Genomic DNA, 11,966 nt, shown 5'->3' with positions numbered 1-11,966 from the left:
TCGTCGCGCATGCCACACGATACGAGCCTCGGGCGGACTAGTCAATATCAACGTTGACGATGCTCGGGTTCGCCGGTGGACGCCTCGTCGAGGCGGGCAAGGTCCTCCGCGTCCAGATCCACCCCATCCGCCGCAAGCAGTTCTCCCACCTGCGCGGGAGAGGTGCCGCTCGCGACCACCGACATCACGGTCGGCCGTGACAGTAGCCAGGCGAGCGAGACCGCCGCGACCGACGTGCCATGTCGCTCCGCGGCGGCGTCGAGAGCGGACAGGATCCGCAGACCCCGCTCGTCGAGATACCTCGCGGCCGCGCCGGAGCGCGGGCTCTTCACCGTCATCCCCGGCCGGTACTTCCCGGTCAGGAAGCCGGACGCGAGCGAGAAGTAGGGGACGCACGCGATGCCGGCACGCTCGCACACGCTCTCGAGTGCCCCCTCGTACGATCGGCGCCGCACGAGGTTGTAATGGGGCTGCAGCACCGAGTAGGTCGCCCATCCGTGCTCGCGTGACACGTCGACCGCCTGCTGAAGGCGCTCGGCACTGTAGTTCGATGCGGCGGCGAAGCGGATCTTCCCCTCCTTCATCAGCGCGTCGAAGGTCTCGAGCGTCTCGGTCAGGGGCACGCTCTGGTCGTCCTCGTGCGCATAGTAGACGTCGATGTGATCCGTGCGAAGGCGGCGGAGGGATGCCTCGACCGACGTGCGGATGGCGCCTGACGACAGGCCGCGCGCGTCCGGTCCCTTGCCGACCTTCGTGCCGACGACCATGTGCTCGCGATTGCCGCGGGCGGCCATCCACTCGCCGATGATCGCTTCGGACTCGCCGCCCGTTCCGCCGGGGACCCAGTCGACGTACTGGTCGGCGGTGTCCAGGAATGTCCCGCCGCCCTCAGCGAACGCGTCGAGCACCGCGTAGGCGTCCTGGGCGCCCACGGTCCATCCGAACACGTTGCCTCCGAGGCAGAGGGAGGACGCATCCAGTCCGTCGATCGTCGCCGCCATGCTCCACCCCGTCCACGAGCGCTCCGCTGCGCTGCGCATTGTCAACGGTAACGTAAATCCACAGCGGTGTGGAACCCCTCGTCAGGAGGTCGCGCTCTCCAGGAAGATCCCGACGATGGATGCGGCGACCTCCTGCGGGGAGAACGGATCGCCGGGCCGGAACCAGCGGTGGGTCCAGCTCATGAGGCCGAAAAGGCCCGCACCGAGAAGGCGGACGTCGATGTCCGAGCGGATCGAGCCCTCGCGCACGCCGTCGAGGAGGATCTGCCGCACGATCCGTTCATACCGGGAGGTCTGCGCGGACATTCGGCGGGCCCATTCGCTCTGACGATCACGCACCGCCCGCATCCCGTCCTGGATGTAGACGTACATGTGCGGATAATTGCGGGCCTGGGTCTCGATCTGATCCTCGATGAGCAGGCGGAGTTTCGCGGGGGCATCGTCGTCGGAGGCGAGGATCCGCTCCGCTTCGGTGACGTTGCCGTCCAGGATGCCGCCGACGATCTCTTCGAACAGCTCCTGCTTGCTCGTGACGTAGTAGTACAGCGAGGCGCGATCGGTCCCGAACTCCCGCGCGATGTCGGCGAACGTCGTCGTGTCGTAGCCCTTCTCTCGGAAGAGTCGGGCGGCGATGTCGACTACTTCGCGTCGCCGATCCCGGTACGCGGTCTGGTCGTCGGCGCGGGCGATCGCCCGGCGCCCACGGAGGGTGCGGGGATTCGGGGCGACGGGTTCGTCGGATCGTTCGGCGCTCAAGGCAGCGGACTCCGTCCGGGAGGGGGCACGTCGATCATACGGGAGGCCGGGGCCCGGCATTCCACGCTCCCGTTGACGATCGTTCCACACCGGTGTAGATTCCCGTATCATGACGATCACCGCAGATCACACGACGTTTCCCTCCACGGCCCTGGCTGAACTGAGACGCACGTTCGACGGTCCCCTCCTCGAGCCTGGCGTCGACGAATACGACCTCGCCCGCAATATCTGGAACGGCAGCGGTGACCGCCGGCCGGCGCTCATCGCCCGCTGCACGGGCGTCGAAGACGTGCGCGCCGCGGTGCGCTTCGCACGCGCCCACGACGTGCTCACCTCGGTCCGCGGCGGAGGACACAGCATCCCCGGCCACTCCGTGTGCGAGGGCGGGTTGATGATCGACCTCTCGCTCATGAAGGGGGTGCGCGTCGACGCCGGCCGCGCAGTCGCGCGCGCACAGCCCGGCGTGAAATGGGGCGAGTTCGACCGTGAGACGGCACGCGCGGATCTCGCGACGCCCGGGGGCTACGTGTCCAGCACCGGGATCGCCGGACTCACCCTCGGCGGTGGCATCGGCTGGCTCAGCCGCCTGCACGGACTCACGTGCGACAACCTCCTTGCCGCGGACGTGGTCAACGCCGATGGGGAGTTCGTGCGGGCGAGCGCCGAAGAGAACGCGGAGCTCTTCTGGGGCCTGCGCGGCGGAGGCGGTAACTTCGGGATCGTAACGTCGTTCGAGTACCGGTTGCACCCGCTGAGCGCCGTCCTCGGGGGAGCGCTCGTCTACGACGGTCGCCGCACCGAGGAGATCCTCGCCCAGTTCGCCGAGTTCGCGCTCGCCGCGCCGGACGAGCTCACGATGCTCGGACTGCTGATCACCGGCCCCCGCGTCAATTCGTACCCCGAGCACATGCGCGGAATGCCCGTGGTCTTCATCGGCGTGTGCTACGCCGGGGATCCCGTGACCGGCGCCGCGCTACTCGACGGATTCCGCGCGCAGACGCGCCCCGACCTCGACTTCGTGCGCGAGATGTCGTATGCGAAGCTGCAACGGATGCTGGACAACGATGCGACCTGGGGCGTCCCCTGGTATGAGAAGGCGACGTACGCACAGGAGATCACGCCGGCGGCCATCGCCACGTTCTCCGAGCACTGGACGCACCGGGTGTCCGAGCGCGATCAGATGTACATGCAGCAGATGGGCGGGCAGATCTCCCGCGTGCCCGAGGACGCGACGCCGTTCGGAAACCGCGGGACCCAGTTCGTCTACATGATCATGAGCGGCTGGAAGCGCGGCCAGGATCCGGCGCCGCACGTGCAGTGGGCTCGTTCGGGCTGGGCGGCGATGCAGCCGTACGGATCGGGCCAGGGCGTCTACGTGAACTTCGACAGCGAGGACGACCCGACACGCGTGCGCGCGACCTACGGGCCCAAGTATGAGCGGCTCGGACGCCTCAAAGGGCAGTACGACCCGACGAACCTCTTCCGGCTCAACCAGAACATCGAGCCGATCCCGAACTGACGGCGGATCGATCAGAGGAGCGGCGGCATGTGCCTGCCGATATCGGATCCCGTCGCCTCGCCGGCGACGAGGCAGTACATCGCGATCGCGCCCTCGGGGCCGGACTCCCACGCGTGAGCCACGCCGGGCAGGATCGCGCAGTCGCCCACGGTGAGCTCGACGGACTCCTCCTCGAGGTGCATCGTGAGCGACCCCTGGATCACGACATCGATGTCGGTGGTGACCGTCCGGTGCATCGGCGTGCGCTGCCCGGCACGCCACGGGTAGATGTTCACGATCAGTCCGCCGGGGACCGTGGGGGCCGCGAACAGGGCGACCTCAGGGCTGGACGAAGTGATCGCCGTGACCGGGTCGGCCAGGCGGAGAGCCTCGAACCAGCGGCCGTCCGGGTCGATCTCGCGTCGTTCTGCGATGCGTGATCGGCCGTCGGCGCTCAGCCCGGTGATGTACAGAGTCGGCATGGTGGTTCCTCTTGTCATGCGGAGGATGCGGGCACGATGTGCCCGCATCCTCCGACTGCGTCAGTCCGCGAGCGGGCGATCGAAGGCGTCGCCCTGCGCGCGCTCGCTCTTCGCGAACCGCCAGGCCAGAAGTGCGACCGTGCTGATGGCCGCGCACAGCAGCGTGTAGATTGCCGCGGCATACGGGTTGTTCGTGATCTGGAAGATCCACGTGATGACGTACGGAGCCGATCCGCCGAACACGGCGACCGAGATAGCGTAGATCACCGAGACGCCGGTTCCGCGGTTGCGCGTGGCGAACCGCTCGGAGAGGAAGGCCGGCATCGGACCGCCGACGACGCCGATGAGCAGGCCGGCGACGAACAGGGCGACGACGCCGCCCGCGAAGCCGGTGCCCATCAGCAGGTAGAGCGGATACGACAGGACGAGCGTGGCGATCGTTCCGGTCGCCAGGACCGGCCAGCGACCCACGCGGTCGGACAGCAGCCCGAACAGCGGCATCGTCAGACCGCCCACGAGGCCCGTGATGAGGGTGAGGAAGTACGCGGATGCCGGGGGCAGGCCGAATGCGGTCGTGAGGTAGGTCGGCATGCCGACCATGAACGTGTTGCCGATCGCGTTGTACACGACCAGCACGCCGATGGTCACGAGAAGGTACGCCGCGGTCAGCTTGATCGCGGACGGCGGAAGCGCGGCGTTCGACCCCACCTCGGTGCGCTCGCGCTGAACGCGCTTGAAGTGCGGGGTCTCGTCGATGCGGAGGCGGATGTAGAGCGCGACCGCGCCCATGGGGAGCGCGAGCAGGAACGGGATGCGCCAGCCCCAGTCGGCCATGGCGTCGGCCGGCAGGAGAGCGGCGAGGATCGTCGCGACGGTGCCACCGAGGACGAAGCCGATCGTGGTGCCCGCGAACGACCACGAGCCGTAGAGCCCGCGGCGGTTGGCGGGTGCGTTCTCGACCATGAGCGACACGGCGCCGCCCATCTCACCGCCGCCGGACAGGCCCTGGGCGATGCGGGCGACGACCAGGAGGAGTGGCGCGAGCAGGCCGATCTGTGCCGCCGTGGGCAGAACGCCGATCACGGCGGTGGCGAGGCTCATCATGATGATGATCGTCGCGAGGATCGGGCGCCGGCCGTAGCGGTCGGTGAGGCGCCCGAAGATGATCGCTCCGATCGGTCGCATGAAGAAGGCGAGCGCGAACACCATGAAGGTCGACAGGATCGCGACGCCGGGGATCTCGCTCGCGAAGAACTGCGTGGCGATGTATGGCGCCATGTAGCCGTACACGGCGAACTCGTACCACTCGATCAGGTTGCCGAGCGTGCCGGCGACGAGGGCCTTCCTCGAGGCCTGGACATCGAGGACTTCGACGGTGTCGCCGAATTCCTCCGTCGATGGGTTGGTCTGAACCACAGTCAACTCCTTTGTTGTGACGATTCTCATCGCAATTCGGCCCCCCGGCGGATTGCGTGTATCCCGACATCGTGGCATGTTGAAGACCAGGCGTCAACGTCAACGTGGACGCGGATGAGAGTGAGGATTCTGGATATGGACATTGCGGGAAAGACGGCGCTGATCACCGGTGGATCGTCCGGCCTGGGACTTGCGACCGCGCGCCGGCTGATCGAGCGGGGCGCCTCTGTGGCCGTCGTCGACCTCGCCGGGGAGGCGAACGAGGCGGCTGTGGCCGACCTGGGCGAGCGCGCTGTGTTCCTGCCCGCCGATGTCACCTCCGAGGCCGACGTCGCGGCTGCCGTCGACCGCGTCATCGAGCTCACGGGCAGCATCGACATCGTGGTCAACTGCGCGGGGATCGTCCGTTCCGCGCGCGTCGTCGGGCACCGTGGTCCGTTCCCGCTCGAGGTGTTCCGTTCGGTGATCGAGGTCAACCTCATCGGCACCTTCAACGTCATCCGCCTCGCCGCTGAGGCCATGGCGAAATCGCTCACCGGCGCAGAAGAACGCGGGGTCATCGTGTGCACGGCGTCCGTCGCCGCGTTCGAGGGTCAGATCGGGCAGGCCGCGTACTCGGCGTCGAAGGCGGGCGTAGCGGGGATGACTCTCCCGATCGCCCGCGAACTCGCAGAGTCGAAGATCCGGGTCGTGACGATCGCCCCCGGGCTGTTCCACACTCCGATGTTCGAGTCGCTCCCAGCCGAGGCGGTCGCGTCCCTCGGGGCGCAGACCCCGCATCCGTCGCGCCTGGGGAAGCCCGAGGAGTACGCCGCGCTCGTGCAGCACATCGTCGAGAACCCGATGCTGAACGGCGAGACGATCCGCCTCGACGGAGCGGTCCGCATGGCGGCGAAGTAATGGAGAGGAGCGCCCCCTCGCTGTCGTCCGGCGGCGGATACGGATGGGCATCGCTCGTGCGTGCGCACCGCTTGTCGAACCGGATCGCGCTCACGGCGGGCCCCGATCAGCTCACGTACGCCGACTGGTGCCGGCGCGGCGACGAGTTGGCCGCCGCGCTCCTGGCCTCCGGACTGAGACGCGGTGCCAGGGTCGGGATGTTGCTGCCGAACGGCATCGACTTCGTCGTGACGCTCTACGCGTGCGCGCGGGCGGGCCTCACCGCGGTGCCGATCTCCACGTGGGCGGCGCCCGGAGAGCTCGCGCGGATCGTGGCGGCGGCTCAGCCCGACCTGATGATCGCGTCGGACGCGTTCGTCGAACCCGTCGCCGCCCTGGCGAAGCTGGCCGCTCAGGGCATCGGTCCGGGGGAGGAGGCGCTGTTCGTGATCGGCGAGGAGCGTGCCGGGACCGCCCACTGGAGCGCGCTCATCGCGCGCGGCGCGGAGTGCGATCCGCGGGTGTGGGTGAGTGAGACCGGCGCCGACCATGACGACGCCGACTTCGTCATCCTGTTCACGTCGGGCAGCACGGGAGACCCGAAGGGCGTTGTTCTGACCCAGGGCGCCGTGCGCCGGAACGCCGTGCACATCAGCGATCGCATGGGGCTCGGCAGCGCCGACCGGGTCTACTCGTACTTCCCGATGTTCTTCAGCGGGGGACTCTGCAACGTGCTGAGCGGCGCTGCGGCCGCGGGGGCGGAGATCGTCACGCAGGCGCGCTACGAACCGACGACCGCCGCGGGGCTCATCCGCGCCCGTGGATGCACGGCGCACAACGTCTGGCACGACGGGCTGTCCGCGATCGCCGGGTCTGCGGGCTTCACGACGGCCGACCTGCGGCGGATGCGGAGGGGCCTCGTCCTCGATCCCGACCTTTTCGAGCGCTTCGGCCTGCCGTTCGACCAGGGTGTGAACATGTATGGATCGACGGAGACGGCGACCGCGTTCACGTGCCACGACTGGCAGGATCACGCGGATATCCGCAGGTCGACACACGGTTCGCCCCTGCCGGGTAACCGACTACGTATCGTGGACCCCGACACGCGGACAATCCTGCGCGACGGCGAGGTGGGGGAAATCGTCGTGCGAGGTCCGAATCTGATGCGCGGGTACACAGACGGCAGCCACCTGGGACTGCTCGACGACGGTTGGTTCAGCACGGGAGACCTGGGAAGCTGGAGCGGGGGACAGCTACTGTACAGCGGACGGCTCAAGACGCTCATCAAGGTGAAGGGTCTCACCGTCCAGCCTGAGGAGGTGGAGTCTGCCCTGCGCCGCCACGAGGCGGTGGCGCAGGTGGTCGTGGTGGGAGTCGGAGGCGACGAATCGACCTCTCTGCGCGCACTCGTGTCGATCGACGCGACGTGGTCGGCGGGCTCCGACGCACGCAAGATCGGCGAGATCCTCGACGCGCACTGCCGTCGCGAACTGTCCTCATACAAGATCCCGCGCATCCACATCGTGCCCGACGCCGACATCCCGCTGGCGGGCAGTCACAAGCTGGATCGCGTGAGCGCCGCCCGTCTCGCGGCTCGGCTCTGACGAGGAGCCGCGCATCGAGCACGACCCCTCTCGACTCAGACCCGGATGATCAGAGCATCGCCCTGCCCGCCCCCTCCGCAGAGCGCTGCCACGCCGACGCCGCCGCCGCGGCGCCGCAGCTCGTACGCGAGCGTCGCGATCAGCCGGGCGCCCGACATCCCGACCGGGTGTCCGATCGCGATGGCGCCGCCGTTGACGTTCACCCGTTCCGGGTCGAGCGACAGGTCCCGCATCGAGGCCAGCGCCACGCTCGCGAACGCCTCGTTGATCTCGATGAGATCGAGGTCGGAGATATCGAGACCGGCGCGGGCGACGGCCTTTTCGATCGCCCGCGCCGGCTGGTGCAGGAGCGACGGGTCGGGCCCGGCGACCGTCGCGTACGACACGATCTCGGCGAGCCACGGGATGCTGCGGCGCTCGGCCTCGGACTTGTCCATGACGACGAGCGCGGCGGCGCCGTCGGACAGCTGTGACGCCGAGCCGGCGGTGATTGTCCCCGAGGCCGAGAACGCCGGGCGCAGCTGTGCGAGCGTCTCCGCCGTGGTGTCCGGGCGGATGCCCTCGTCGGCGGCGACGACGGTGTCGCCCCGCCGGGACGGGATCGTGACGGGCACGAGCTCGTCCGCGAGGCGCCCCTCGGCGGTCGCCGCCGCGGCACGCTGGTGCGAACGGGCCGCCCACGCGTCCTGCTCCTCGCGAGACAGGCCCAGCCCGGACTGGTGCTTCTCCGTTCCGGCGCCCATGGCCTCGTGCTCGATACCGCATACGAGCGCGTCCTGATCGAGCGCGTCGGCGAGCTGCGTGGACCCGTACTTCACGCCCCCGCGCACGTGGGTCAGGTGGGGCGCATTCGTCATCGATTCCGTGCCGCCCGCGATGGCGATCGATGCCAGACCGCCGCGGATCGCGAGGTCGGCGTGCCCGACCGCGGTCAGCCCCGAGAGGCACAGTTTATTGATCGTGGTCGCGGGCACGCTGAGCGGGACGCCCGCCGCCACCGCCGACAGACGCGCAGTGTTCGGACCCACGCCCGCCTGGACGACGTTGCCGAAGTACACCGCCTCCGCCTCGTCCGGACTCAGACCCGAACGCCGTACGGCCTCGCGGATCGCGAGGCCTCCGAGATCCGCCGCCGTGAGTCCAGAAAGAGAGCCGAGGAGGCGGCCGACGGGCGTCCGCGCAGCGGACACGATTACAGATGTCATGGTTCTCTCCTTCGTGCGCAGATCGCGCTCGCGACGTTTGGTGGCAACATTACTGTTGATTGGGTGATCTACGATATAGCTGGATGACCTGCTAAGTATGCGCCCGTTGATTGACGCTCATGCGGCTGTTGTGCTGACAACAGGAGAAGCCGTGTGCGAGCGGACCCGTTCCATCAGCCGTTCCTGTCACACCCGAGTTCGATATCAACGAGAGCCGGTCAAGAGAAAAATGTCGGCCGAATCCCCGTCACCGCCGTCGCGTCCTCAGGCTGCGATGGTCGTCGTCGCGGTGTTGTTGTTCGGCTTTTCACTGCGCACCGCCGTTACGTCCTTGTCTCCGATTCTGGACGACATAGGTCGGGAGATCGCCATATCGGAAGTAGTGGTGGGGGCGATCGGGGCGGCACCCCTTATCTGCTACGGCGCCTTTGGCCTAGTGACACCCCTCCTGACGCGACTGCTGGGCCTTGAGCGCATGGTGGTCGTGTCAGCGGGCGTGGTGGCCGTAGGCCTCATGCTTCGGGGGCTGGCATTCGATGGCACCGGACTTCTTCTCTCGACGCTGCTGACTTTCGCAGCGGTTGGAGCAGGCAATGTCCTTCTGCCACCGCTGGTCAAGAAGTACTTCCCCGCACAGGTCGGGACGATGACCGGGGTGTACACAACCATCATGGCGGTGGCGACATTCGTGCCGGCGCTGGTCGCCGTACCCATCACCATCGCGGCAGGCTGGCGAATGTCGTTGGCATGGTGGTCGGTCTTCGCGATCCTCGCGATGATGCCTTGGATCCGGATCTTGGGACTGGATCGCGCGACGTGGTCAGGGCAGGCCGCAGAACACGCTGATCCCCGCGTGCTGCGTCGTCTGTGGTCGAGTCCTCTCGCTTGGGCGCTGACGGTCGCCTTTGCGGCGACCTCGGTCGCCGCCTACACGTCGTTCGCATGGCTGCCACGGATCCTTGTCGACATCGCAGACGTCACTCCGGTGACTGCTGGAGCGCTCCTGTCGCTTTTCGCGGCGATGAGCCTCCCGATCTCTTTTCTGGTTCCAATGATCATCGATCGAGTCGGCGGCATCGGCGTACTGTTCGCGGTAGCGATCGCCGCCGGGGTGTCGGGTTCACTCGGAATGTTGCTTGTGCCCCAAAGCGCGATATGGCTTTGGGTGGCTCTTCTCGGCCTCGCGCCGATTCTGTTCCCCTTGGTGGTGGTGCAGCTGAGCCTGCGCAGCCGTACGCACCAGACGACCGTGGCGCTCAGCGCGATGGTGCAGAGCGCGGGGTATTCAATCGCGGCGCTCGGACCTCTCGCGGTTGGCCTTCTGCATGATGCGTTCGGAGACTGGAAGGCATCATTGGCTTTGCTGGTGCTCGTGCTGCTTGCGGCCATCCCTGCAGGTGTGGTGATGGTTCGCGGGGGTGTTGTCGAATCCGATTGGGAGCGTCGCCACGGCGCGTGGTGATCTCAAGCCGCTGGAGCCGTTCATAACCCCGCTGGACGTTGCGGCTACGGAGCCCATCGATGTTGACAACGAAAATCACTTGAACGACCTAGTATTTACAATGAATTCAAAGTACTCTCGGAACGAGCGCTGAATCGATGCGCCGAAGGGATACCTCGAAATGACTCGTGAACTCACCCACTTCATCGGCGGCGAGCATGTCGCCGGCACGTCCGGTCGCTTCAGCGACGTCTTCGATCCGTCGACCGGCGCAGTCCAGGCACGCGTTCCACTGGCTACGACCGCCGAGGTCGAGGCTGCGATCGCGAATGCGGAGGAGGCGCAAGTCGCATGGGGTGCGACGAACCCGCAGAAGCGTGCGCGTGTGCTGTTGAAGTTCCTCGACCTGATCGCCAAGGACGCTCCGGAGCTCGCCAAGACGCTGAGCCGCGAGCACGGCAAGACCTACGAGGACTCGCTCGGTGACATTCAGCGCGGCGTCGAGGTGATCGAGTTCGCGGCGGGAGCCCCGCACCTGCTGAAGGGCGAGTACTCGACCGGAGCCGGCACCGGGATCGATGTGTATTCGATGCGGCAGCCGCTCGGCGTCGTCGCCGGCATCACCCCGTTCAACTTCCCCGCGATGATCCCGCTGTGGAAGATGGGGCCGGCGCTCGCGGCGGGCAACGCGTTCATCCTCAAGCCCAGCGAGCGCGACCCCTCTGTGCCGCTGCGCATCGCCGAATTGTTCCTCGAGGCTGGGCTGCCCGCGGGCGTCCTGAACGTCGTCAACGGCGACAAGGAGTCCGTCGATGCGATCCTGAACGACAACCGTGTCAAGGCCGTCGGCTTCGTCGGATCAACGCCCATCGCGCAGTACATCTACGAGACCGCCGCGCAGAACGGCAAGCGCGCGCAGTGCTTCGGCGGCGCGAAGAACCACATGATCGTGATGCCTGATGCCGATCTCGACCAGGTAGCCGACGCCCTCATCGGCGCGGGTTACGGCTCGGCCGGTGAGCGCTGCATGGCGATCTCCGTCGCCGTCCCGGTCGGCAAGGAGACCGGCGATGCGCTGGCCGCGAAGCTCAGCGAGCGCGTCAAGGCGCTGAAGGTCGGCCCGGCGCTCGCCGAGGGCGTCGACTACGGTCCCCTCGTCACGGCGGACGCGCTCAAGCGTGTGGAGGGCTACATTCAGACCGGCATCGACGAGGGCGCCACCCTTCTCGCCGACGGCCGCGGCTACACGGTGGAGGGATACGAGAACGGCTTCTACCTCGGCCCGACGCTGTTCGACCACGTCACCACCGATATGACCGTCTACAAGGAAGAGGTCTTCGGTCCTGTGCTGTTCATCGCCCGTGCCGACGATTACGAGCGGGCCCTCGCGATGGCCACCGACCACGAGTACGGCAACGGGGTGTCGATCTTCACCCGCGACGGCGACGCCGCCCGTGACTTCGCCGCCCGCGTCGAGGTCGGCATGGTCGGCGTGAACGTCCCGATTCCCGTGCCGATCGCGTACCACACATTCGGCGGCTGGAAGAAGTCCGGCTTCGGTGACCTCAACCAGCACGGTCCCGACGCGTTCCGCTTCTACACGAAGACCAAGACGGTCACCAGCCGTTGGCTCTCGCACGATCTCAAGGAAGGCGCGAGCTTCGTCATCCCGACGATGCACTGA

At 67.5% G+C, this 11,966-nt stretch carries 10 protein-coding genes; 5 read left to right on the top strand and 5 right to left on the bottom strand.

The window, feature by feature from the left end:
* Positions 1-47: 47 nt before the first annotated feature.
* Both KHB019_RS07220 and KHB019_RS07215 read right to left on the bottom strand, forming a co-directional pair.
* Complete coding sequence (locus KHB019_RS07220) at positions 48-1,040, bottom strand: aldo/keto reductase (protein WP_337458496.1); 993 nt, start codon at positions 1,038-1,040, stop codon at positions 48-50.
* Positions 1,041-1,082: 42 nt separating this feature from the next.
* A complete protein-coding gene (locus KHB019_RS07215) occupies positions 1,083-1,757 on the bottom strand; it encodes a TetR/AcrR family transcriptional regulator (RefSeq protein WP_337458495.1) in 675 nt (224 codons plus the stop codon).
* A 109-nt stretch (positions 1,758-1,866) separates the two neighbouring features.
* Here KHB019_RS07215 and KHB019_RS07210 point away from each other — a divergent pair, with 109 nt between their 5' ends.
* Positions 1,867-3,276, top strand: coding sequence for an FAD-binding oxidoreductase (locus tag KHB019_RS07210; protein WP_337458494.1), 1,410 nt, complete (start codon positions 1,867-1,869; stop codon positions 3,274-3,276).
* An 11-nt stretch (positions 3,277-3,287) separates the two neighbouring features.
* On the opposite strand, the gene KHB019_RS07205 is transcribed toward KHB019_RS07210, so the two are convergent.
* Positions 3,288-3,737, bottom strand: coding sequence for a hypothetical protein (locus KHB019_RS07205; protein ID WP_337458493.1), 450 nt, complete (start codon positions 3,735-3,737; stop codon positions 3,288-3,290).
* 60 nt (positions 3,738-3,797) lie between these two features.
* On the bottom strand, positions 3,798-5,153 hold the full coding sequence (locus KHB019_RS07200; RefSeq protein WP_337458492.1) for an MFS transporter: 1,356 nt from the start codon (positions 5,151-5,153) through the stop codon (positions 3,798-3,800).
* A gap of 135 nt (positions 5,154-5,288) precedes the next feature.
* Here KHB019_RS07200 and KHB019_RS07195 point away from each other — a divergent pair, with 135 nt between their 5' ends.
* Positions 5,289-6,053 (top strand): SDR family NAD(P)-dependent oxidoreductase, encoded by a 765-nt coding sequence (locus KHB019_RS07195; RefSeq protein WP_337458491.1) that lies wholly within the window; start codon positions 5,289-5,291, stop codon positions 6,051-6,053.
* On the top strand, positions 6,053-7,636 hold the full coding sequence (locus tag KHB019_RS07190) for a class I adenylate-forming enzyme family protein (protein ID WP_337458490.1): 1,584 nt from the start codon (positions 6,053-6,055) through the stop codon (positions 7,634-7,636). Before KHB019_RS07195 ends, KHB019_RS07190 begins: the two co-directional genes overlap by 1 nt.
* 35 nt (positions 7,637-7,671) lie before the next feature.
* Here the strand turns inward: KHB019_RS07190 and KHB019_RS07185 are convergent, their stop codons facing one another.
* Positions 7,672-8,841 carry an acetyl-CoA C-acetyltransferase gene (locus tag KHB019_RS07185; RefSeq protein WP_337458489.1) on the bottom strand — a complete coding sequence of 390 codons (1,170 nt, stop codon included), beginning with the start codon at positions 8,839-8,841 and terminating at the stop codon, positions 7,672-7,674.
* 274 nt (positions 8,842-9,115) lie between these two features.
* On the opposite strand from KHB019_RS07185, the gene KHB019_RS07180 reads away from it, so the two are divergent.
* Together KHB019_RS07180 and KHB019_RS07175 are read left to right on the top strand one after the other, a co-directional pair.
* Positions 9,116-10,303 carry an MFS transporter gene (locus KHB019_RS07180; RefSeq protein ID WP_337458488.1) on the top strand — a complete coding sequence of 396 codons (1,188 nt, stop codon included), beginning with the start codon at positions 9,116-9,118 and terminating at the stop codon, positions 10,301-10,303.
* A 160-nt stretch (positions 10,304-10,463) separates the two neighbouring features.
* Positions 10,464-11,966, top strand: a complete 1,503-nt coding sequence (locus tag KHB019_RS07175; RefSeq protein ID WP_337458487.1) for a CoA-acylating methylmalonate-semialdehyde dehydrogenase — start codon at positions 10,464-10,466, stop codon at positions 11,964-11,966.

Source organism: Microbacterium sp. KHB019 (assembly GCF_037285405.1).
Taxonomy (GTDB): domain Bacteria; phylum Actinomycetota; class Actinomycetes; order Actinomycetales; family Microbacteriaceae; genus Microbacterium.
This window is presented reverse-complemented; position numbering and strand designations above follow the sequence as displayed.

Bases quoted from the DNA above. Each gene is read 5' to 3' on its own strand.
- KHB019_RS07185 (WP_337458489.1), bottom strand. From the start codon at position 8,841: ATGACATCTGTAATCGTGTCCGCTGCGCGGACGCCCGTCGGCCGCCTC.
- KHB019_RS07180 (WP_337458488.1), top strand. From the start codon at position 9,116: ATGGTCGTCGTCGCGGTGTTGTTGTTCGGCTTTTCACTGCGCACCGCC.
- KHB019_RS07175 (WP_337458487.1), top strand. From the start codon at position 10,464: ATGACTCGTGAACTCACCCACTTCATCGGCGGCGAGCATGTCGCCGGC.
- KHB019_RS07195 (WP_337458491.1), top strand. From the start codon at position 5,289: ATGGACATTGCGGGAAAGACGGCGCTGATCACCGGTGGATCGTCCGGC.
- KHB019_RS07190 (WP_337458490.1), top strand. From the start codon at position 6,053: ATGGAGAGGAGCGCCCCCTCGCTGTCGTCCGGCGGCGGATACGGATGG.
- KHB019_RS07220 (WP_337458496.1), bottom strand. From the start codon at position 1,040: ATGCGCAGCGCAGCGGAGCGCTCGTGGACGGGGTGGAGCATGGCGGCG.
- KHB019_RS07205 (WP_337458493.1), bottom strand. From the start codon at position 3,737: ATGCCGACTCTGTACATCACCGGGCTGAGCGCCGACGGCCGATCACGC.
- KHB019_RS07210 (WP_337458494.1), top strand. From the start codon at position 1,867: ATGACGATCACCGCAGATCACACGACGTTTCCCTCCACGGCCCTGGCT.